The organism is Cytophaga sp. FL35 (assembly GCF_014349235.1).
Taxonomy (GTDB): domain Bacteria; phylum Bacteroidota; class Bacteroidia; order Flavobacteriales; family Flavobacteriaceae; genus Euzebyella.
Genome location: NZ_JACSOH010000006.1, coordinates 62,319 through 85,392, shown reverse-complemented (window position 1 = coordinate 85,392; position 23,074 = coordinate 62,319). Strand labels below are relative to the sequence as shown.

The 23,074-nt window shown below is 41.5% G+C and carries 18 protein-coding genes and 1 other RNA gene; 10 read left to right on the top strand and 9 right to left on the bottom strand.

Going from position 1 to position 23,074, the window contains the following annotated elements:
• Positions 1 to 245: 245 nt before the first annotated feature.
• Together ssrA and BIZ36_RS06545 are read left to right on the top strand one after the other, a co-directional pair.
• Positions 246 to 644, top strand: a transfer-messenger RNA (tmRNA) gene (gene ssrA, locus BIZ36_RS06550).
• Between the two features lie 361 nt (positions 645 to 1,005).
• On the top strand, positions 1,006 to 1,248 hold the full coding sequence (locus BIZ36_RS06545; RefSeq protein WP_222937285.1) for a DUF2188 domain-containing protein: 243 nt from the start codon (positions 1,006 to 1,008) through the stop codon (positions 1,246 to 1,248).
• Positions 1,249 to 1,524: 276 nt separating this feature from the next.
• On the opposite strand, the gene BIZ36_RS06540 is transcribed toward BIZ36_RS06545, so the two are convergent.
• Positions 1,525 to 4,878 carry an apiosidase-like domain-containing protein gene (locus BIZ36_RS06540; protein WP_187457081.1) on the bottom strand — a complete coding sequence of 1,118 codons (3,354 nt, stop codon included), beginning with the start codon at positions 4,876 to 4,878 and terminating at the stop codon, positions 1,525 to 1,527.
• Positions 4,879 to 5,238: 360 nt separating this feature from the next.
• Here BIZ36_RS06540 and BIZ36_RS06535 point away from each other — a divergent pair, with 360 nt between their 5' ends.
• On the top strand, positions 5,239 to 5,676 hold the full coding sequence (locus BIZ36_RS06535; RefSeq protein ID WP_187457080.1) for a BLUF domain-containing protein: 438 nt from the start codon (positions 5,239 to 5,241) through the stop codon (positions 5,674 to 5,676).
• A 190-nt stretch (positions 5,677 to 5,866) separates the two neighbouring features.
• On the opposite strand, the gene BIZ36_RS06530 is transcribed toward BIZ36_RS06535, so the two are convergent.
• From BIZ36_RS06530 to BIZ36_RS06510, 5 genes are all read right to left on the bottom strand, one after another.
• Positions 5,867 to 6,325 (bottom strand): L-rhamnose mutarotase, encoded by a 459-nt coding sequence (locus BIZ36_RS06530; protein WP_187457079.1) that lies wholly within the window; start codon positions 6,323 to 6,325, stop codon positions 5,867 to 5,869.
• A gap of 144 nt (positions 6,326 to 6,469) precedes the next feature.
• Positions 6,470 to 7,921 carry a TolC family protein gene (locus BIZ36_RS06525; protein ID WP_286174633.1) on the bottom strand — a complete coding sequence of 484 codons (1,452 nt, stop codon included), beginning with the start codon at positions 7,919 to 7,921 and terminating at the stop codon, positions 6,470 to 6,472.
• Positions 7,911 to 11,156, bottom strand: a complete 3,246-nt coding sequence (locus tag BIZ36_RS06520; protein WP_187457078.1) for an efflux RND transporter permease subunit — start codon at positions 11,154 to 11,156, stop codon at positions 7,911 to 7,913. The genes BIZ36_RS06525 and BIZ36_RS06520 overlap by 11 nt, the downstream gene beginning before the upstream one ends.
• Positions 11,157 to 11,177: 21 nt before the next feature.
• Positions 11,178 to 12,260 carry an efflux RND transporter periplasmic adaptor subunit gene (locus tag BIZ36_RS06515; RefSeq protein ID WP_187457077.1) on the bottom strand — a complete coding sequence of 361 codons (1,083 nt, stop codon included), beginning with the start codon at positions 12,258 to 12,260 and terminating at the stop codon, positions 11,178 to 11,180.
• Between the two features lie 144 nt (positions 12,261 to 12,404).
• The gene (locus BIZ36_RS06510; protein ID WP_187457076.1) at positions 12,405 to 12,857 is read right to left on the bottom strand and encodes a hypothetical protein; all 453 of its coding nucleotides are present in this window, start codon (positions 12,855 to 12,857) and stop codon (positions 12,405 to 12,407) included.
• A gap of 261 nt (positions 12,858 to 13,118) precedes the next feature.
• On the opposite strand from BIZ36_RS06510, the gene BIZ36_RS06505 reads away from it, so the two are divergent.
• The 3 genes from BIZ36_RS06505 to BIZ36_RS06495 are packed head-to-tail and all read left to right on the top strand — an operon-like array spanning position 13,119 to position 18,864.
• On the top strand, positions 13,119 to 14,522 hold the full coding sequence (locus BIZ36_RS06505; protein WP_187457075.1) for an efflux transporter outer membrane subunit: 1,404 nt from the start codon (positions 13,119 to 13,121) through the stop codon (positions 14,520 to 14,522).
• Positions 14,523 to 14,536: 14 nt separating this feature from the next.
• On the top strand, positions 14,537 to 15,727 hold the full coding sequence (locus BIZ36_RS06500) for an efflux RND transporter periplasmic adaptor subunit (protein WP_187457074.1): 1,191 nt from the start codon (positions 14,537 to 14,539) through the stop codon (positions 15,725 to 15,727).
• 11 nt (positions 15,728 to 15,738) lie between these two features.
• Positions 15,739 to 18,864 carry an efflux RND transporter permease subunit gene (locus BIZ36_RS06495; RefSeq protein ID WP_187457073.1) on the top strand — a complete coding sequence of 1,042 codons (3,126 nt, stop codon included), beginning with the start codon at positions 15,739 to 15,741 and terminating at the stop codon, positions 18,862 to 18,864.
• Between the two features lie 61 nt (positions 18,865 to 18,925).
• Here BIZ36_RS06495 and BIZ36_RS06490 read toward each other — a convergent pair whose 3' ends face one another.
• A complete protein-coding gene (locus BIZ36_RS06490) occupies positions 18,926 to 19,612 on the bottom strand; it encodes a head GIN domain-containing protein (protein WP_187457072.1) in 687 nt (228 codons plus the stop codon).
• Positions 19,613 to 19,649: 37 nt separating this feature from the next.
• Entirely contained in the window at positions 19,650 to 19,856 is a 207-nt protein-coding gene (locus BIZ36_RS06485) for a hypothetical protein (RefSeq protein ID WP_187457071.1), read from the bottom strand.
• A 301-nt stretch (positions 19,857 to 20,157) separates the two neighbouring features.
• Here BIZ36_RS06485 and BIZ36_RS06480 point away from each other — a divergent pair, with 301 nt between their 5' ends.
• A complete protein-coding gene (locus BIZ36_RS06480; RefSeq protein ID WP_187457070.1) occupies positions 20,158 to 20,592 on the top strand; it encodes a hemerythrin domain-containing protein in 435 nt (144 codons plus the stop codon).
• 18 nt (positions 20,593 to 20,610) lie between these two features.
• Entirely contained in the window at positions 20,611 to 21,702 is a 1,092-nt protein-coding gene (locus tag BIZ36_RS06475; protein ID WP_187457069.1) for a DNA topoisomerase IB, read from the top strand.
• On the opposite strand, the gene BIZ36_RS06470 is transcribed toward BIZ36_RS06475, so the two are convergent.
• Positions 21,703 to 21,915 carry a hypervirulence associated TUDOR domain-containing protein gene (locus BIZ36_RS06470; protein ID WP_187457068.1) on the bottom strand — a complete coding sequence of 71 codons (213 nt, stop codon included), beginning with the start codon at positions 21,913 to 21,915 and terminating at the stop codon, positions 21,703 to 21,705.
• Positions 21,916 to 22,143: 228 nt separating this feature from the next.
• Between BIZ36_RS06470 and BIZ36_RS06465 the strand changes: the two genes are divergently transcribed.
• Both BIZ36_RS06465 and BIZ36_RS06460 read left to right on the top strand, forming a co-directional pair.
• Positions 22,144 to 22,593, top strand: coding sequence for a ferritin-like domain-containing protein (locus tag BIZ36_RS06465; protein WP_187457067.1), 450 nt, complete (start codon positions 22,144 to 22,146; stop codon positions 22,591 to 22,593).
• Between the two features lie 273 nt (positions 22,594 to 22,866).
• Entirely contained in the window at positions 22,867 to 23,028 is a 162-nt protein-coding gene (locus tag BIZ36_RS06460; RefSeq protein ID WP_187457066.1) for a DUF1328 domain-containing protein, read from the top strand.
• Positions 23,029 to 23,074 lie beyond the last annotated feature (46 nt).

The window sequence follows — 23,074 nt, the reverse complement described above, 5'->3', positions numbered from 1 at the left end:
ATACTTTTTGGGGTATATTTGCCGCCCCGTTTATATTAGGAACGGGATTTGCGTTAGGGATAGAGGCAGGTACCCCGCCGGAACGTGCCATTGGGCACGGGCAGGCGTGTACGGCCGATAGCCCGGCCACTGGAACCATAGTTACAGGGGCAACGCCCACACTTTTAACGGGTTGGGCGCAACGGGATAGTTCTTTGAAAATAAAATGAGGTATTTGGGCAGATTGAAATTTGCCATCTCATTATGGGGCCGACTGGTTTTGACAGCGAGACCAATGGCAATGTAAGCATGCCGAGCGCTGGGGTACAGCTCGCTAATATCATACTTCACACTTTTAATTGGCGAATCTAATTACGCTCTTGCCGCGTAACCCGAATTATAGTAAGGTTATGCCTCGTTCCCGCAAGGCGGGAAAGCGAGATGTCTCTAAACAGCCCTTGTTGACGGCGGTTTATTAAGAGGCACCATAAAAGTCAACACAAGGGCCGCGTAGCTTTGGCGGGGCCTCTAAAACCTTAAGAAGCTAAGTGTGAGTTAGGTCGTTTCCGGCCGGGCGTACATCGAAAACGAAGCGGAAACTAAGCATGTAGAAAGCTTTGACGTTGCTTGTTTGGACGAGGGTTCGAATCCCTCCGGCTCCACAAATAAAGCCACCTTTTAGGTGGCTTTTTAGTTTCACTTGCTGGATTTAAAGGCCTTTAAGCCTGCTCCCCCTTCCCTAAAAGGGTTTAAAATTAAAGACCTGATTTAAGTGGTGTTTAAAATAGAATTTACAATCACAATGAAGCCAAGCTTTGTATTTTGTAATATCATAAAAGGTGCTAGTGCCTTTCCAAAGATTCATATTTTTAAAGGGCGGTAATTCTGGAACCTGTTGAACCTCGTATCAAGTAATTCTTTATATAATCACGTAAGAATTGAGTAGTGTTCATTCTAAGAGATTTAAAAATTAAATAAATAAGATGGCAACCGGTAAATCTTGGTTACGGACACTTATAGAAGTTTTTGAAGTCTTTTTTTAACAACCTCCAAAAAAGTAAAAGAGGTCGAACTTGGCACCAACATGTAGTACCTTACGAAGAAGCTTGGGCAGTACGGCGTGAAGGTAATGAGCGTATAACCAGTAAACACAGAAAACAGAGCACAGCAATCCGAAAGGCCAAAAGTTTAGCCAAAAAGTACAAGTCGGACGTTATTATACACCGTGAAAATGGCGGTATTCGAGACCGGATAAGCTATGGAGATTGAGTACTATTCACAATCACGATAACTTCTATAATTTTTTCTTCAGCAGAGCAAGAGTGCAGCAACCTATAATTTATCCATATGATTTAATCGATATCAGCCGCTCATATTCTAGTTTTATAAAAATGTGGACCATCTGTATAAATCTAAATTCTAAAAATTTATTTTAATAAAAAGCAAACGCCATAGCGTATGCCCCTTTTGCTCTACCGGTAAACAAAACATCCCGATGACGTTACCATCGGGATGTTATTCGAATAATTTCCGATTAAAATACTGCTATTTCTTCACCACTTTAAAGGCCTGTTCCAATCCGTTTTTCAAAACTTTTACGGTATAAATTCCATCGGGTAGAGCGGAGAAATCGAGCTCAGGCTGTTCTGCATCTGTTACTACGTTCATTAGGACTCGACCTGAAAAATCACTTACCAAAATTTCCTTTTCCCCCGTGGGGATATTGTTCAGCCGAACCCTACCTACCGTAGGGTTGGGATATACGAAGCCAGAAAGGACCTCTTCGGTCTCAGAATTTTGATCGTTTTCTGCATTTATACTGTCAAGGCCCGTTTTGGCAGTTAAATTAACAGTTTCTTCAATTGCGCTACCCTCTTCAAAAAGCTCTCGTACCTGTCCTTTTGTAAGTGCCTCCTTGAAAAGTTTTACATCGTCTATACCCCCCTCAAAGTACTCATTGCTCCAACCAGACCAACCGATATAGCCCATTTCACGATTTGATACTTGTCCGGTATGTGCCTCACGGCCCACTTCCGTTCCATTGATGAACCAAGTCATGGCACTGCCGTCATAGGAAACCGCAATATGCTGCCAGGTGTTGGCCGTTATTGTACCGTGTGCCAACAGTTTTCTACCTTCATTGGTTTGCAATGCAAAAGCAAGGGATCCTTCATAAACAAAGGTCATAAAGCCACCGCTAGTATGGGTTCCAGCGATACCCTGATAATCGCCTGATACGTTTTCGGGATGAATCCACGCCGCGATTGTAAACTGGCTATCAATTGAACTGTCAATATCCGGCAAGGTGACAAAATCCTTTTCTCTTGATAAAGACAAGCCTTTGCCTATTTTTCCATTTATCGCATGTTCCTTAAAATTGATACCACCCACCAAAAAACCATGATATTGGTTTCCACTCAAATCGGTAGCTCTCGTGCCTATCGCATCATCCAAAGACCAGTGACCGGCGAGACCCTCAGAGACGGGATTTTCACCTAGTTCCGTTAATTTCTGCTCACCAAAAATCTCAATGGCATTAACAACGGGATGTCTGGTACCGCCATCCGCAGCCAACGCAGAAAAATCAATGTTCAAAGAACCATCTTTGACGATAACAGTGTACGTCTTTGCCAGTATAGACTCCGCTCCTACTTCATCGAAAATATCAAGGTCGTCTTCCACCAATCGATCTTCCATACGCACATCAAAAACACGATTCCCTGAGGTACCACGGCCACCATCTGTGGCCCCAAACCATAGCTCAGCGAAATGCAACCTCACCGTATACTCCCCATTATCCAAGGGAATATCGTAACCCATCTCTTGACTACGGCTGTAGCGAAATGTTCTAAAAGGGTCTTCCAGACCCGTCTGGGGCCTATCTAAAGTGCTTCCCGTATCGTAATAATTATCCGCAAAAAAAACATTTCCCTCGTGGTAAACTTCCGTCCCTCCGGCATTGATACGAAGTACAAAACTTTCCGGCTCTTCCTGCTGCGGAGTCTCCACAACCGGTTCCTCTTTTTCCATAGCTTCTGAAAGAATTCTATACGCCCAATTCTTTGTCCGGTCGTTGTTAGGCACGCTAGGTGTTTTTAACGTACCGCTATCGTCAGTTGTAATTTCACCGGCATCGATCCAAATACCATTGGTCACATCCCACCATTGAAATTGATAGGTTTCCGAACGCTTTAGATTGGTAAGCCTAGGTAAAGTCTCAGGGCTTGACCGTAAATCCGCGGTAAAAAAGCCAAGGGCAAAGTCCGCCTTTTCATCCATGGCAAGTGTGTGCCTAAAATCTTGACTATCGCTCAGGTTCTTATTAGCTGCAGGGATTAATTTTTTATAATCGTGTCCTGAATCCAATATAAACTTTTTAAGATGGCCCATAGACTGTGATTCAAATGACTTCAAGGCATTTCGTTGTGGGTCGTTATTTGGTACGATTGTTCCTCCATTCTCAGAACTCCTAGAAGTAGAAGCTGCCGCTCCGGCGTACCAAGCATCACCCCAGGCATGTCCCGCAAGTCCACCACTCAAAACAGAACCGTACATTTGCATCTGTGCCATGGTGGTATCGTCAAGGCCTTTTTCTATTTCATTCTGTGAGTGCAGACCCCAACCGGGATAAAAAGGTTCTAAATTTAGTGCAGGTTTTGCGGGCTGATCAAGGTAGATATCCTTTAACCAGCGGTGCATATCCTCATCCCTTTCGGCATTACTTACATTCTGCACATCCAGAGCGTTCGGTAAATCTTTATCCCAATTGCGAAGGGTGGTATTGAAGGACATTGCGGTTCTTGGTTGGCCATATGGCATCTTATTACCTAATTGCTTGCTAAGTTTCAAGTGGGCATCCCGCACAAGTTCAAGCCATCCCGGATACACATTTCCGGAATTCGTATCATGGTGTACCCAACTAAATATCATATTATAGCAGCCATAACGTGCCCATAAATATCTAATGTAATTGTAAAAGGCATTCTTTTCTTCCTGAGCGCGGAACGGCCAACGCTCATGCCTTCTTACGGATTCGAAGAGGGTAACAAAACCTTGATCGGACAAAAATTGCATACGTTCATCCACGGCCTGCCAGTATTCAGGTACAATTCTTCGGTAATCCACTTCCAGACTAGCATCCGTAACAGGTTGCCCGGACTTTTTCATTTCAAATGGAGTGGCCCCGTTGGGTGCCACTTTTTTGCCCCACGTGGCGCTCGACCATAAACCCGTACTAGTACCCCTCCGGTCTAAATTTCTTCCCTGCTGCATAAGATAGGTATCATCAGGAAAACTGGCGATAACATTCAGCCCATTAAAGCCCTGACGCTTTCGCTCAGCGATATAATCTTTGAAGGAGATACCAGATATGCTATTTGCCATATCGAAACCGAAAACAGCGGTCAATGCGGACCATGATGTATCCGCCGTATAAAAAAATGGAGTGCCGTCGGCATATTCAAGCGTCCTGTTATTGGAAGCTACCCTTATAAAACCACGATTATTGGGATTGTTTTGAACCTCTGCAGGATCTGCAACAAAAGAACCTGTCTTGCCTACGAAGCCACGATCTTCATTGGTAATCGTGCTATCAATTACCCTCCAGGTCCATTCTCCCGGTGAAGTAGCTACCAAACGGACTCGAAAAATATTATCCCCATCCCAAAATACTGGTACACGATAGGTCTCCTGCGGCTGTCCCGATTTTTTTAATTCTACCCATACATCCACATCGGTATACGGATTATTATAGGTGTTCTCGCTATTGAACGTAACTTCAACCACCTCCATTACACGGGCTCGCTCGTTACTTACCTGACCGGAAAGATTAATAGCCTTGAAGGAACATAGCACTACACATACAATACGTATGTAGACATTAGATAATAAATTTGTCATGATCGGGGGAATTTTAAGATTTTGGGGTTATTCTTTTTTAGCAGTATTTTTTACAAAAATATACGTACGCTTTAAATATCTATGATGGATTTCCAATTAGTTTAAATCTTACAAAAAGATACAAAATCAACTACAAAAGCTAACGAACACTATTTAGGATTCAAAAATCATCTAAAACTTAGAAAATCATTTTCCATTGAAAGGTTATGGTATATGGGAAAAGTTCCATTATAATTATTAAAAGTAGATAATTGATTTAAAAAGTGTTTAAACAACAAGTTCACTAGACCAAGGAAAAATACAATCCACCCATATCCACTAAATTACTACCTTAGCCAGTAACTCCTTATCCCCTGCAAGATGTACACCTTAACCTATGAATCACAGGCAGTTCCCGAGCTTACAAATAACGATATTGAAAAAATTCTAATCACCGCCCAAAACTTTAACTCCCAAAATGGAATTACAGGCTGTCTTATTTTTTACATGGGGAAGTTCATCCAAATTTTAGAGGGGCCCAAGGAAACCGTATTGGAGCTTTACAAAAACATTGAAAAAGACAAGAGACACTCAAAAATTGAAATGTTTTCTGAAGATGATATTACCGAACGTAATTTTCCCGATTGGGGTATGGCCTACTATCCCATTGATGAAAAAGCAATGGGTTATGCCGAATTTGAACAATTTAAAAGAAACCTGATTCTATTGGCCGATTTGAGTAAACCTACCAATGTAACGGCCATCTTATTTTGGAAGAAAATGAAACTTTTACTTTCATTACCTCCCAAAAAAGTTTAATTACAAATCACTAACATTCAGAACGTTGAGTTTTTGAGTTAATTCTATCTTTTATTGAACAAATGACCATGGTGAAATACCGAGAGCTTTGTCTTATCATAAGTAGGTAAATTGTTTGTGGGGAACAATTTAAATATTGGAAGAGGATGGTGTGGGGCCATCCTCTTTTTTTCTTTATAACAGTAGTCTACTAAGAGTCCAATTTAAAAATCCGTTTCATCTGCACCCATTTTTCACTTGAGGAAGCATTTGGGTCAGAAGCTTGGTACTTGCTCATAAACTCTTCCCATTCGGCCTGACGAGGTAACCCCGCCAATTTTCCCATTTGTTTCTCAAAATCAAAATCTGCCGGTACAGTCAATATCATAACTAATAGAGTGCCATGTCGATATATTTCTGAATCGATGACCCCTACTTTCTTCAATCCAGCGGTGATTTCTTTCCAAATATTCTCAGAGAGATGCCATTTCTCATATTCGGCAATAAGTTCAGGGTCATCTTTTAGTTGTAAAGTTTGACAATACCTTTTTACAGTTGCGGATTGGGCCTTTTGAACATAGCCATACGAATCTCCAGAATCTTGCCCCCAAGTTACATATGGAATTAAACTCGTTAAAAATATGGCCCGTAGTAAATTTTTAAGTTGCATTGATATGAAATTTAAGTTGATAATTGATTTTACAAATTAGTCGATTTCGGTCAAACGGCACCAATCATATTTTAAATAGGTGTCATGAAACAAAAAAATCCGGTTTGCACAACAAACCGGATTTTAAAATAACCCTCAATAAAACTAATTCCAACCGCCGCCGAGAGCTTTGTATAAATTTACCCTAGCAATCAGTTGTTCTTTCTTGGTTTCTACCAATTCCATCTTAGAATCCAAAGCTTCCCGTTGCGCCAATAAAACTTCTATATACTCTGCCCGAGCCGACCTAAATAGCCGGGTTGAGTAATCAATGGTTTCGTTAAGCGCATCCACTTGTTTGGATTTCAAATCATAACTTTTCTTCAAATTGTCTTGTTTAGACAGTTGGTTGACCACCTCAACATAACCCTGCAGAACGGCCTTTTCATATTCAAAAACGGCCTGAACCTGTCGTTCGCTGGCGTTATTGTAATGAGCTTTGATTGCCCTACGGTTAATCAATGGGCCGACAACATCGCCTACTACCGAATATATCAACGATTCGGGGGTAGAGTTCAGAAATTGGGTATCGAACGCTTGAAGTCCTACCCCTGCATTCAGTTCAAGAGAGGGAAAGAAATTTGCCCTCGCCTCTTTTATACTCAATTCGGCAGCGGCAAGTTCGTATTCGGCTTTTTTAATATCAGGCCTATTTTGAAGTAGTTGCGAAGGTACACCGGCATATGATGTATCGATTTGCCTTTGCAGCAAATCACTTGAATTACGCTGAATGGGCTCTGGTATTCTACCTACCAATAAATTGATTTCATTCTCGACCTCTATAATGCGCTGTTTGACTTCAAACCGATGGCTTCGGTTCTTAAGAACCTCCGCTTCAAATCGGCGTACGGCCAATTCGGTGGTTCGGGCCGCTTGCTTTTGAAGTCGCACCATCCTTAGAGCATTATCTTGAATTTCTAAGTTCTGGTCGATAAGGTCCAATTGATTGTCTAAGGCCAATAATTCAAAATAACTTTCCGCTATCTCTGAAATCAATTGGGTGACCATAAAGTTTTTACCTTCAACGGTTGCCAAATATTCGAATACCGCAGCCTTTTTTGCGTTGCGAAGTTTTTTCCAGATATCCAGTTCCCAAGTGGCAAAAAGACCTACTGAATAATCGGTCAAGGGTTCAGGAAATTCTTCACCCTCCCTAATATCCAAATTCTTCTCGACCGCTCCAGAGCGGGTAAATTCTCCCACTTTTTCAACTTCGGCCCCAGCCCTAACGCCAACAAACGGTAGGTACTCACCTTTTCTCTCTGAAATCTCATTATTGGCAATATTGATTTGGCGCATCATTATGTTCAATTCCTGGTTTTTGGCCAATGCACTATCTATCAATGAAATCAGTTGAGGATCTGAAAAATAGTCGCGCCATTCTAATTGGGCACTGTTGACAGTATCGCTTTCCAACTCGGTAAAGCTTTCCGGCAACTGCACCTTACTTTCGGCCAAGGGTTTACTAGGTACACACGAAAAAATCATTAAGAGAGAACAAGTACCCCCTAAAATGTATTTCGCCATACGGGTGTTATCGGTTAAATTAATTTTCATCGTCTTTTCTTTTGGTTAATTTTTTCAAGAGTTTCTTCATTTCCCTAAGGGCAGCTTTGGTCTTGCTCTCCGATTCGCTCAACCTGATAAATTCTTCGGATACCGGCTCGTTCGACTCACCTTTGATTAGGCTACGACCGTCTGCCATTTTAGCGAAAATGTAGTACAGGCCTGGTATGACAAGAACCCCAAATAAAGTCCCCATCAACATTCCACCCATGGCCGAACCTCCAATGGTACGGTTACCAATGGCACCTGCGCCATGAGCTATTACCAAAGGAATAAGTCCCGCGATAAATGCAAAAGATGTCATAAGAATAGGCCTGAACCGTACTTTGGCACCTTCGATGGCGGCCTCAAGAATAGTGCTGCCTTGTCTTCTTTTCTGAACGGCGAACTCTACGATTAACACGGCATTTTTACCGAGAAGACCTACCAACATGATAAGACCTATCTGGGCATATACATCATTGGCCAGCCCCATCCCCTTAAGCATTACGAAGGATCCAAAAATACCTACGGGGAGAGAAAGCAAAATTGCGAATGGCAATAGGAAACTCTCGTATTGTGCGGCGAGCACGAAATAAACGAATATCAATACCACAATAAATACGTACAGCGATTCATTCCCACGTTTGGCCTCGTCATACGACAAACCTTCCCAATCTACATCATACCCTCGTGGAAGGGTTTTTTCTGCCACTTCGTTAATGGCCTGAATAGCATCACCACTTGTGAAACCCTTAGCTGGTAGCCCCCTAATAGATGCGGAATTATAAAGGTTGTAACGGGTAATCTCGTTAGGGCCCAAACGCTTTTCCATAGTCATGAAAGCGGAATAAGGCACCATTTCTCCTTCTTCGTTCTTCACGAACAATTTCTCCAGATCGGATGGTAAGGCCCTATACTCTGGCGCGGCTTGGGTGTATACTTTAAAGAATCTACCAAAGCGGATGAATCCCTGCTCGTAAGTACTACCGATCAATATATTGAGGTTTTCCATGGCCTTGTCAATACTGACACCCTTCTGCATGGCAATCTTATTATTGATTTTCAATTCGTATTGCGGATAATTGGCCGAGTAGAAGGTAAACAAACCCGTGATTTCCTCACGTTTTGAAAGCTCATCCATAAAATCGTTGTTGATGCGCTCAAATTCGTGATAATCGGTTCCGTCGGTTTTATCCAACAAACGAAGGGAAAAACCTCCTGAAGAACCAAAACCAGGTACTGCAGGCGGTTCAAAATATTCGATAACGGCACCAAGGTCTTTAGTTTCCTCTTCCAATTCTTCCATGATTTCATGTACGGAATGATGCCTTTCGGACCAAGGTTTCAGGTTGATCAAACAAGTACCGGCATTGGAACCACGACCTTCGGTCATAATCTCATATCCAGCCAAAGAGGATACCGATTCAACCCCTTCTGTCTCCTCGCATATTTGTTGCAACTTTCGGGCAACATCATTGGTACGTTCCAGCGTTGATCCTGGAGGTGTTTGGATAATGGCGTAAATCATACCTTGATCCTCATTGGGTATAAATCCGGCAGGCAAGGTTTCGTTTGTAAAAACAATACCGGCACAAAAAGCGATAAGTATTCCAAAAGTCAAAAGACGTCGGGCAACGATTCGGTCAAGCACTCTACCGTATCTTCCCGTCAACTTTTCAAAACCCCGGTTAAACCAATCGATGAATTTATCCAATGGGGACTTCTTTCTCTCTTTTCCATGGTTATTCTTCAAAATCATGGCACACAGAACCGGCGTTAATGTAAGGGCTACGACCGCAGATATCACAATAGAACCTGCCATCGTGATGGAGAATTGACGGTAGAAAACCCCCACAGGACCGGTCATGAACGCAATTGGAATGAAAACCGAAACCATCACCAAGGTAATGGCGATAATTGCCCCACCAATTTCATTGACAACCACTTTAACGGCATCGAAGGGGCCAATATGTTTTTCTTCCATTTTGGCATGCACTGCCTCTACCACTACGATGGCATCATCGACCACAATACCGATGGCCAATACCAATGCAAAGAGGGTAATCAAATTGATGGAGAGCCCGAAAATCTGCATGACAAAAAAGGCGCCTATCAACGATACGGGTACCGCAATAATCGGTATTAAAGTGGAACGCCAATCACCTAGGAATAGGAACACCACAATAGCCACCAAAATAAAGGCATCCCTCAGAGTGTGAAGTACTTGTTCAATGGAAGCATCCAAGAAATTCGATACGTCATAGCTGATTTTATAATCAAGACCAGAGGGAAGGTCTTCTTCCAGCTCCGCTAATTTATCCTTCACCGCATCGATGACATCACTCGCATTACTGCCAAAAGTTTGTTTTAATACTATCGAAGCCGATGGCTTACCATCTAAGTTCGAATAAATATCAAAGAACTCACTACCCAGCTCCACCTCGGCCAAATCTCCAAGTTTTAATAACTCTCCATCTTTATTGGCCTTAATGATGATATCTTTATACTGTTGGGGCTTATCGTACCTATCTTGGTACATTAACACATACTCAAGCGATTGGGAAGTTTTACCTGAACTTTGGCCAATTCTACCGGGCCTAGCCAGAATACTTTGTTCCTCCATAGCCTCTAATATCTCTTCTGCCGAAACATTATAAGCCCTCATACGGTCCGGTTTTAACCAAACTCGCATCGCGTATTTACGGCTACCCAATATCTGCGCGCTGGCGATTCCGTTGATTCTCTGAATTTCAGGAATCATTTTGGTGTAGGCGTAATTGTAAAGAAAAAGCTCGTGGTCATCGGCATTGTCGCTGTACAGGTTTACGTACATGAGCATACTCGGCTGTACCGGGGTGATAATGACCCCTTCACGCTGAACCAATTCAGGTAAAAGTGGCATTACTTGATCCACCCTTGTTTTGACCCTGACGACCGCTTGGTTGGGATCCGTACCAGGTTCAAAAATAATGCGCAAGGTACCCTCCCCTGCACTGGTGGCATCTGAGGCAATATACCTCATTCCTTGAACACCGTTAATGGCCGTTTCAAGTGGGATAAGGGTCGATTTAACCAAAACGTCTGCACTCGACCCCGGATAGGCAATGAAGATATTGACCGTGGTAGGCGCAATTTCGGGGAACTGTGAAATAGGCAGTTGCTTAATGGAAAGCAACCCCACAAATACTATTATTACCGATATGACAATAGCCAAGACCGGTCTCTTGATAAACTTACTGAACATAATATCTTGAATTAATTCTTATTATTCGGCGTATACGGCCAACTTGGGAATAACTTCATTTGGCTCTGCAAATTCAGTTTGGATCTTTTCCTGGTTTTTGACCATTCGTATACCGTCCAGTAATATTTTATCTTCGGGTTTTAGCCCGTTGCTTATAACGAACAAGTGAGGAAGTTCAGCAGCGACCGAAACCTCGGTCTGCTGTACCACATTGTCTTCATCGATGACGAAGACATATTTTTTATCGAGAATTTCAAAAGTGGCTTTCTGAGGAATAATGAGTGCATCCTTAAAGGGAATAGTCATAAGAATGCTTCCCGTTTCGCCATGACGCAGTATTTTATCAGGATTAGGAAAAGTGGCCCTAAAAGCAATATTTCCCGTTTCATTATTAAATTCACCCTCAATGGTCTGAACAATACCTTTTTGGTTAAAAGGCTTGTTGTTTGCAAGCAAAAGACCGACCGATTTCTTCTCGTCTTTTTCTTTACTCATAATATAATCTAGATACTCTGCTTCCGGTACATTAAAGTAAACCCACATTTGCGAGTTATCGGAAAGCGTGGTCAAAAGCTCGCCTTCATCTAAAAGACTACCCTCCCTCACATGAAGATGGTCCATAATACCATCAAAAGGAGCCCTCACATCGGTAAAACCCAAGTGGGTCTTGGCAAGGCTAACTTCAGCCTTGGCCTTTTCTAAAGTAGCTTTGGCCATTGAAAGCTCATTGGTTGAAACTACATTGCCGTCTGCCAAAAGCTGAGTGTTATTAAGTTCAATTTCTGCAATTTTTGCTTCGGCCTCCGCTTTCTGCAAATCGGCCTGGTAAACATTGGGCATTATATTGAACATCTTTTGCCCTTTTTGAACATATTGACCTTCATCTACATGAATTTCTTTGAGGTACCCTTTTTCAAGCGCCCTCAACTCAATATGCCGAATTGAATGTATTTGAGCCACATAATCTTTGGTGATAGAAGTGTCTTTCTGAATTGGGCTGGTTACTAAAAACCTGGTTTCGTGATGTTTGGCCTCTTCTTTTGATTTACAGCCGATTTGTGCCAAGAGTGCGCACAAAATGATGAATACAGGTATATTCTTCATAGTTTAAACGTTATTAATGTTAGTTTGTGTGAATTAATGTGATGAGCACCAATGGCTAAGCCTAGGAGCTTATCAGTATTTTAGCGTATTGTGGAAAAACTTAGGCACCGTGTGGAGTGGAGCCGAAAGTGTTTAGAAATGGTATTAAATTCTAAACACCTGAAACCTTTTGTAAAGGTCTACAGAGGGCACAAGGGTAGGCTGTACCCCGTAATCGTTTAGCTCTTTCTGACCGTTAAGGTAGAGCTGAACGCAAATTTGTGCATAGATAAAAGCAGCCGAAAAGACATTCAGACCATCTTTCGAATCTTGAACTTTAGATTCTTCTTCCTCAATTTCTTCTTCAACATCTGAAACTTCGGCGAAAAACTTGGTCCAAGGTGATTCTTGATTGACTGCCCTTACTTCTTGATGTATTTGAAGTTCTTGGTTTGATGTTATAAGAACTTCACAAACATTATCAGGCAATACAACAAATGATGAGGCCTGGGCTTGCGAGAAAAAACCCAGGAAGATAAAAAAGGTAAGAACCAAATGTTTATTAAAAACTCCTCTCATTTGGGTGCCAAAAGTAGAGTACGGTCGAATTGTGTACAACGTATTGGTGTTAAATTTAGTTAAAGCCCTATTTCGAATCTTTAACCGGTGCTGTAGTCTAGACCAAATGTATTCGGGATATACACCAATATGGATTTTAACAGTTGAAATTCTCAAGATAATATTATGGTTTTTATGGACTCCCCAAATCAATCAAGTCAACCTTTAAGTTTTTATTAATACTTAATTAACACGAAATCAGCTATTTTAGAAGGTATTGAATTGACCTGTTCAGCCTACCAAACCTAAAAGCCAAAGAAAATGTACCATTCCCTCCATTACAAATATTACCATAAGTTAATGATGAGAGGGGCTAAGGCAGCTTTGCTGTTTTTATTGGTAGGATGCGCGCCCAAGATTTCCAATGTTGATTTACCTATTAAAGACGTTATGCCCTTCTCCGAGAACGGGCAAGAAGTTATTCCTGACAAATGGTGGACGGTTTTTGAAGATGATCAACTCAATAGTGCAATCGACAGCGCCTTGACATCAAACTTTAATCTCGCGGCCACATGGCAGCAATTTGTAGCTGCCAAAGCTACAGTCATTAGAGAGGCTGCCGATAAATGGCCACAAGTAGATGCATCTGCGCAAACGGCCATTAACCTTCCCGAACCTGATTTTGTCGGAGGTGAAAACACGCAATTGGGGTTGTCGGCCAGTTATGAGGTCGATTTATGGGGCCGGATTCGAACAGCGGTGCAAGCCGAAAAATTTCGCGCCAAGGCCAGCCTTTTCGATTACAAATCGGCAGCCATTTCTTTATCTGCCGAAATTGCCTCTACTTGGTACGAACTTCAAGCTGCCAAAAAACAGCTACAAATAACCCAAAGTCAGATTGCCACCAATGAAGACATCATTCGGTTGATTCGGTCTCGATTTGTCGGTGGTCAGATTAGGGCCGTTGATATTCTTAGGCAAGCACAGTTATTGGAAAGCACCAAAGAACAGCAGATTATATTTGAAACCAATATCAGTTTGCTTGAAAACCAACTATCGGTATTATTGGGTCGGCAGCCACAGGACGATAATTTATTTACCGCCACGGAGCTTCCTGAAATAAACGAACTTCCGCAAACAGGTTTGCCTTTAGAGTTGGTCAGAAGAAGGCCCGATATTCAGCAGGCATATACCCAACTTTTGGCCGCGGATCGTGATATGGCGTCAGCTGTACGAAATAAGTACCCAAGATTATCGGTCGGTGCTCGAGGGCAGTTACGTTCCAATAATTTTGACAATCTTTTCGACAACTGGGCCTACTCGTTGGCCGGAAATATTCTAGCCCCTTTATTGTATGGGCGTCGGCTGAATGCCGAAGTCAAACGAACCGAAGCCATTAAGCAACAACGACTTTATGAATATGGACAAACCACGTTGATTGCCTTTCAGGAGGTTGAAAATGGTATGGTTCAAGATATTAGACAAGAAGAACGGGTCGAAAACATCACGAGACAACTACAATTGGCCGAAAAAAGCAATAAGCAACTAAGGGTTGAATTTTTAAATGGCTTTAGTCCCTACCTCGATGTTTTGCTAGGGCTCGATCAAGAACAACAATTGCGAAGAGATCTGGTCAATGCACAATTAAGAAGGGTCCAAATTAGAATCGGGCTCTATCGGGCCCTTGCCGGAGGCTTCGAAACGGAAAGAGAACTGAACAACTAAGAACGGAACACAAAATGAGCAATAAAAAAATTCTATATATCTGTCTGGCAATTCTCGGAGGGGGAATTTTACTTACCACCTTGATCTTTTTCACCGAGCCGGAAGCTGAACGCGAAGGCGCTTCGGTAGAAACCGCTATGTTGGTAGATGTGATGGAAGTACAAAAGGGGACTTTTGAACCAGTAATTGTTGCTACCGGAACAGTACAACCGGTAGAAGATGTTACTTTAAGTCCGCTAGTCTCCGGACAAATCACTCGCAGAGATCCTGCCTTTACCCCCGGCGGATACGTCAAAAAAGGACAAGTTCTTATGCAGATAGACCCCTCTGATTACGAAAATACCTTAGAACTAAGAAAAAGTGAATACATGCAGGCCCAAACTTCGTTGACCACCGAAATGGGACGACAGCAGATAGCCGAGCAAGACCTTCAACTGATATCGAACGATTCTCTTTTTGGATCGAGTCCTTTATCTGAAGAAGAAAGGCAATTGGTGCTTAGAAAGCCCCAGCTCAATGCGGTAAAGGCCACTATCGCGGCTGCAAAAGCAGCAAAGGAACAAGCCGAACTTAATTTGGGAAGAACCACGATCAGGGCTCCTTTCGATGCCCATATTCTTACCCAAAACGTTACAAACGGTTCCCAAGTGGCACCCGGAGATGATTTGGGGCGTATAGTTGGAACGGACTTTTATTGGGTAACGGCGGCCATACCGGTCAACAAATTGCAATGGCTGCAATTTTCAGATGGTGATTCAAATTCCGGTGCCCCGGTAAAAATATTGAATCCCACGGGATGGAGTCCGGGCTCTGAAAGACAAGGATATCTTGATAGGCAAATTGGTGCTCTGGATGGCCAGACCCGCCTAGCACGTGTTCTGGTGAAAGTTCCAGACCCGTTGGCCACACTTCCAAAAAACGACACCCTTCCCAAAATGATGATCGGAACCTTTGTTGAAGTTAATATCCAGGCCAAACCCATTGAGAACGTAGTCAGGCTCAGTCGGGACTTTATCAGAAACAACCAGACCGTATGGGTAATGAAAGATGATAAACTGGAAATAAGGGAAGTTGAAATTATACTTAACGATGATGAGTACGCTTACATCAGCAAAGGACTTCAAGATGGCGATAGTGTAGTTATAACAGATTTGAGTACGGTAACCAGCGGTATAGGATTGCGTACGGAAGGTGCATCGGACTAAAAAAAAAGAAAATGGAAAAGGAAGAAAAGAAGACCAGAAAAGAGGGGGCCATTGCCTACATGGCAAAAAATTCCATTGCCACCAATTTGCTCATGATCATTCTTTTGGGAGGTGGTCTGTTTACTATGTATACGATTCAAAAGGAGGTTTTTCCGGAATTTCAATTGGATTTTGTGGAAGTTTCCGTGGTTTATCCCGGTGCCAGTCCCGCAGAAGTGGAACAAGGGGTGCTTCAACCGGTAGAAGAGGCCGTAAGGGGCGTGCAAGGAATCAAAGAAGTGGTTTCCGAAGCCAGTGAGGGTTCCGCAGAAATAAGTATAGAATTGGTTGCAGGAACGGAACGTATGAAGGCCTTTCAAGATATTGACCAGGCCATTAACCGCATACGGACTTTTCCTGATGATATTGAGCGACCTGAAGTTCGTTTACAATCCAGACAACGGGATGTTTTGCAAATTGGTCTTTTTGGTGAGGCAGATATATGGACACTAAGGCAATTAGCAGAAAGACTCCGTAATATTCTTTTGAACAATCCACAGATTACGCAAGTTGAATTGGGGAACGTACCCGATTACGAGACCCATATTGAAATTCCACGGCGTAATCTCCAGAAATATAATCTTACCCTTGGGCAAGTGGCGGATATTATTAGACAAAGCAGCAACGATGTACCGGCCGGGGCCGTACAAACGCGTAGCGGTGAGATTTTACTTAGGATGCAGGAACGTAAACAATGGGCCAAGGAGTATGGTAACATCACTATTGTTTCCTCGGATACGGGAGCCAAAGTAGCTCTTAAGGAAATTGCTACCATTACCGATGGATTCGAGGAAGTAGGTTTCCACGGACAATTTAACCAAGAGAATTATGTGGAACTTAGAATATTTAGAATTGGAGACCAGTCCCCGCTTGAAATAGCGGATGCCGTAGATGAAATTCTAGCAGATTTTCAACTCCCCCCCGGCGTAAAATATAGGACTGACAGCAATCGCGCAGCAGATTACAGGGAAAGACTTTCCTTATTGACCGAAAATGGGGTGTTGGCAATCATTATTGTTTTGATAATCCTTACCCTCTTTCTGGAGTACCGACTCGCCTTTTGGGTTATGATGGGTATGACGGTTTCCTTTATTGGCGGAATGATTTTGCTACCACTCATTGGCATAAGTGTGAATATGATTTCTATGTTCGGGTTTTTGGTGGTTTTGGGTATTGTGGTAGATGATGCTATTGTGGTAGGTGAAAATGTTTACGAATACCGCCAAAAGGGTCTCAGCCCTATGAAAGCCGCTATTGAAGGTACTAAAGATGTGGCTTCCCCAGTGGTTTTCAGTATTGTTACCACCATCATTGCTTTCGTTCCCCTACTTTTTATGCCCGGGGAAACTGGAAAGTTCTGGCAACCGTTACCGGCAGTAGTAATAGTGATTTTAGGTGTTAGCCTATTGGAGGCCCTTTTTATTCTTCCCTCTCACTTGGCGCATTTAAAAAAAGAAGAAAACAAGAATACATGGGTCAAGAAATTGGAGGGTTGGCAGCGTTCTTTCGCCGGTACCTTTGACCGTTTCGTTGAAAATAAATACCGCCCATTTTTAGACTTTTGTCTCCAATACCGCTACATAACCCTTAGTGCAGCTGTAGCCCTTTTATTGGTGGTTGGTGGTTTTGGTTATAGCGGACATATGGGCCTCATCATGATGCCAGAGGTTGCAGCAGACGAAATTGAGGCCGGGGTACGGCTGCCTGTAGGTACAACACCCGATCAGGCCGCAAAGGTTGCGCATGATATTTCTCAAGCAACGCAACGGATGTTTGAAGAGCATAATCTATATGAAGTGGCCGAAGGCATGAAAACCAATGTTCGAGGTCAAAATTTTATCGATGTGGAAATTGTTATGCTGCCACCCGATCAGAGGGATATAACGGCCCGCGAAGTTATTGCCCTATGGAGGGACAATATTGGCGATATTGAGGGTGTAGACCAAATAACCTTTGAGGCCGAAAGAGGCCCGGGAGGAGCCAGACAGGCCATTAGTGTAGACTTAAGCCATTCTGATATCGATGTATTGGAAAAAGCCAGTGCGGCTTTTGTTGAACGTATGAAAAGTTTTAGCAATACCCGTGACGTAACCGACAATTACAACAAGGGTAAGTTGCAATATGATTTTAAACTTTTGCCCCAAGGGCGAAATTTAGGATTAACCTCGGACGAAGTAGGAAGACAGGTCAGGGATGCTTTTTTTGGGGCATTGGCCATGAGGCAATTGCGCGGCATGAACGAAATAGAAGTTCGCGTTAAATTGCCACAGGAGGAAAGAAAGGATATTAACAACCTGGAAAATTTCTTAATCAGGACACCAAATGGAATTGAGGTACCCCTTTTAGACGTTGTGGAAATTGAACAACGGGAAGCTTTTACCAGTATCAACCGTAGAGACGGAAGAAGGGTGGTTAACGTGGGTATGGATGTGGAACCTGCCAATACCGTGGGCAGGGTCATCTCATCCGTTCAAGAAGAGACTTTACCACAGTTAAGGGCAGATTTCCCAGGGCTTACATGGAGTTTTGAGGGTAGCCAAGCAGATATGCGCGAAAGTACCAATACCCTAAAGGCAGGATTTACCATTGCCATGCTTCTTATTTATGCCCTCTTGGCCATTGCCTTTAGTAGCTATATTCAACCCTTGATCGTAATGACCGCTATTCCTTTTGGGATTGTAGGGGCCGTTATTGGCCATATTCTTTTGGGATACGATTTATCTTTGGTAAGTCTAATGGGGGTTATCGCACTTTCTGGGGTAGTCGTGAACGACTCCCTGATTATGATCGATTACGCCAACAAGCGAAGAAAAGAAGGTTTTGCCATTTATAAATCCATTCATGAAGCCGGTCTACGAAGATTCAGGCCCATTATGCTTACCACAATGACCACTTTTGGTGGTCTCGCGCCTATCATTTTAGAAACATCAAGTCAAGCGTTCCATCTTATTCCCATGGCTATTTCGTTAGGTTTTGGTATTGTTTTCGCAACTGCCATTATCCTAGTAATCGTACCCTGTCTCTATTTAAGTTTAGAAGATGTAAGGTTGATGGCCAAAAAGGGTGAAACCGTTCAGCAAGTAGATGTAATGGGCTAGCGTAACATACGGGCATAAAAAAACCGGCTTAAAGCCGGCTTTCCTATTTAGTGGTACCATATTAATTATTCACGACAATTGACCCACCAAAAGTCTTGTCTTGTTCTATTTGCTCCGGGTTACCAAAAATTTCAATGGTACCGCCCGCGGTTACGTTCGCCTCAACGAACTCTTTTGAATTAACGAAAGCTTTTCCACCTGCAAAAACGGTAACCTCTGTCTGATTCGAAGCCAAATCCTTCGCGTGGTATTCACCTCCAGAGCGTACACTGGCCTCTTGATTAGGTGCCTCACCGCTAAGCCAAATTTTTCCTCCGGTAATGGCTTTAACGTCCAAATTACGGGTGTTTACAGAAGCTTTTACTTGCCCTCCTTCTTGCGTTCTAATAGAAATATACCTATTTGCCAATTCACTTTGAGAAACTACCTCAGCTCCTTCATTGGCATCTATTAAGGCCAATTCTTCTGTATAATGTAATTCTACATTGGTTTCATTTCCATCTAGAAAATCCTTCACTTCCATTCTTATTTTAAGAAGTCCATCGTCATTTGATATTTTTACATCATCTGCATCATCGCCTGTAATTATGGCTTTATTTTCAGTAGATTTCACTAAGGTTACATTAATTCTGTCATAGACCTTTAACTCCATAAATTTGTCCAAATCGATAGTGGTCTTTTGACCGAAGGCCAAAGTACCTGATAGCACAATAATTAAAAAGGCTGTTACAATATTTTTAGTGTTCATATAATTTCTGTTTAAATGTTCTTTAATAACCAATAGGTTAGGCTTGAGGAGAGCCAAAAATCAATGCCGAAACAATAATTCCTATTACTAGAAGAACCAAAAAGGCCGCTATGATATAGGTGCCGGTTTTAGTCTTTGTATTCTTCTGGAATATGTATTGGTCGTGCTTTTCCTCTTCCTCTTTTATAAAGTCGGTTTTTTCCGTTCCTTGTTTCATTGCTGTCTGTTCTTTATACGTTTCCATGCCGCAAATTATGCCTTTCAACACAGGTGAATTGTTGCAATTAAAATAATTAGTGGTGTTTTTGATTTTATGTTGAAGCCGCAAAAGCAGCCCTACACTATATTTTATTTTACAGTCAATCAATAACTTGATAGAGCAAAAACATCTAGGCCTATCAGCCTACTTTTGGAGTGTTGATACAAAACAGTTATACGCTTAGTCGTAGTAAAAATAGTTTGGTTGGTTGTTAGAGAATGGTTTCGGCGTACTTCAATTGTCGAAGCCATTTTCAGTATCAAGTCGTATTTAAAAATTTAGCGCCATGAACATTTTCGAAGCCTTAAGACAAGACCATGACATTCAGAGAAAATTACTGGATCAACTTGTAGACACTTCCGGTGATACTTCTGCAAGAGACGAAATTTTCAAGAAACTTAAAACTGAATTAGAAATTCATGCCGACGCGGAAGAGCGCTATTTTTATAAACCGCTAATTGATGTGGATAGAACCCAGGATTTGGCGAGACATGGCATAGCCGAACATCATGAAATTGATGAACTGATAGAACAGTTAGAAGAAACGGAATATTCTTCATCTGCCTGGTTAAAAATTGCCAAAGATCTTCAAGAAAAGGTAGAACACCATTTAGAAGACGAAGAGCATCAATTCTTTCAAATTGCAGGAAAGGTCTTTTCCGATGGAAACAAGACCGCGCTGGCAAATGATTACAACAAACATATGGAAGAAAACCGTTAATTTCTTCTTGAAACGAAAATGGCCGTAAAAACTCTAGATACCAAGCTGATAAAGCAGTTGATAGATTCCCCCAAAACGGCTATTGAACATATTAACTTGGTTTATGTTACGGAAGAACATCTTTCCATAGTCCGTAAAAAAAATAAAGATAATTTTATTTATCTATCTCCTAAAGGTCGCCTTACCGAAGAACAGCACATAGAACGAATAAATAGTCTAGTGATTCCACCTGCTTGGGAAGAAGTAAGAATCACGCATTTAGAAAATGGCCATCTGCAAGCCATAGGTAAGGATGAAAAAAAACGAAAACAGTATAGGTACCATAGTCTTTGGACAAAGGTTAGAAATCAAACCAAATTCTACCGAATGTCCTTTTTTGGTAAAGTACTCCCCAAAATAAGAAAACAGGTAGAAAAAGATATGGAGCTGAGGGGATGGCCACGAAGAAAAGTGCTGGCCCTGGTGGTCAAATTAATGGAAGAGACCCATATTCGTATAGGAAATGAGCAATATGCCCGAAGAAATAAATCGTACGGACTTACTACCCTAAGAAAAAAACATGTGGATGCCTATAGAGATAAATTACGCTTTCATTTTACAGGTAAAAAAGGTAAAGAGCATAAAATTACCTTACGGAACAAAAAATTGATAAAGCTAGTAAACCGATGCGAGGAAATACCCGGTTGGGAACTTTTTAAATTTTATGACAAAAATGGGGAGAAACAGGTCATTGATAGTGAAATGGTCAATGATTATATTAAAGAAATCAGTGGTTATTCATTTACAGCCAAGGATTTTAGGACTTGGGCCGCTACCGTAGTATTTTTTGATAGTCTTTTAGAGCTACCTCCCGCAGAAGAAGAAAAACAATTACATAAAAATGTGCTGGCCGGTTTTGATGCTGCTGCTAAAGCCTTAGGGAATACACGAAATGTATGTAGAAAGTATTATGTGCACCCTTTGTTGGTAAAGGAATATGAAGAAGGCAGTTTGGACCGAACCTTCGAACAAGCTAACAAGTTTAGGAACAGCCGGCATTTTACCTCCTCAGAAAAAGCCATCCTCAAAAGAATTGAAAAATTCAATCCTCTCGAGGAGTGTGTTTCTTGATCAATCTACACGTTCTACTTCACTTTCGCTTTTAAGAACATGGTCACCATCCTCTTGTTCTATATATAAAGCCTTGTTGCCCTCTTCTCCCTTTCTGGTTACTTCATTACCCTTTATTTTTTTAGTGACTTCCTTGGTATAGGTCTCTTTCACTTTTCCCTGAGCACTACCATTACCCCATTCCCATTTGACATTCGTTCCTTTTTGTATCATTACTTATTATTTTAATTATTTAGATGAATTTCACTAATTACCAGTATAAACAAGAATCCTATAGCATTGAATACGAGCTCTTTTAACCCTACAGTCTTTCCCATCAATTCTTTTAGTTTTTGAACAAAGGCCCGCTCATGCTTATAAGTAATTTTAGGTAAGTTTTGGATGATAAGTGGCAAACATCCTTTAAATAAAGAAAGTTGTCACTAATTAAAATGATGAATTATGAGTACATATACAGAAAAAGTAGGAAGTCAATTAAATAATATTTTGGAACGCACTTATGATGCTGAAAAAGGATATCTAAAAGCAGCGGAAAATGTTGCCGATTCAAATCTTAAGAACTATTTTAAAAAAAAGGCTCAAGAACGCTATGACTTTGGTCACGCCTTAAAATCGGAAATAAAGCAATATAATCAAGACGTGGACAAGGGAGATAGCTTTGCAAGTAAGGCCCATCGTTCATGGATGGATGTAAAAGAATGGTTTTCCGCGGATAGCGAAGAAGCAATGTTGGAAGAAGCCATTAAAGGTGAAAAGGCGGCCATTGAACAATATGAGGAAGTGTTGGATGAAACCAATCTCCCTCCAAGTACAGAAACCTTACTTACCCAGCAAAAAAATAAGATTGTGGGAGGGTTGGAGCACATTAAAAAGCTTGAAGACTTAGCTTAATACCCCCTAATTAGAACCATTAAAAGACGCCTCTTTGGCGTCTTTTTTTATTCTAGCTATTAAAACCACGAAGAAATTATTATGGCTTGAAATCCGATTCTCTTCAATACTTATTCCAACGTGAAAAATTGAATTTTCAAACTTTAGATGAATCAATTTTGAAATGGATTAGGTCAATTGGAACTAATTGATTTTCGGAATTTTACATCATACCAATAAGGACAATCCTTATGAGGTATACGAGAAAACATATTAACCCTAAAACAATAAATTATGTTACGTTGGACAGTTATATTCGTCATATTGGCTATAGTAGCCGCAGTATTTGGATTTGGTGGAATTGCAGCAGGTGCAGCAAGTATTGCTAAAATCTTATTCTTTATCTTTTTAGTACTATTCGTTATTTCCCTTTTTATGGGCAGAAAAAGTATTTAGACTACAAAGACTTTCCAATAAATAAATTACAATTAATTTTAAATTT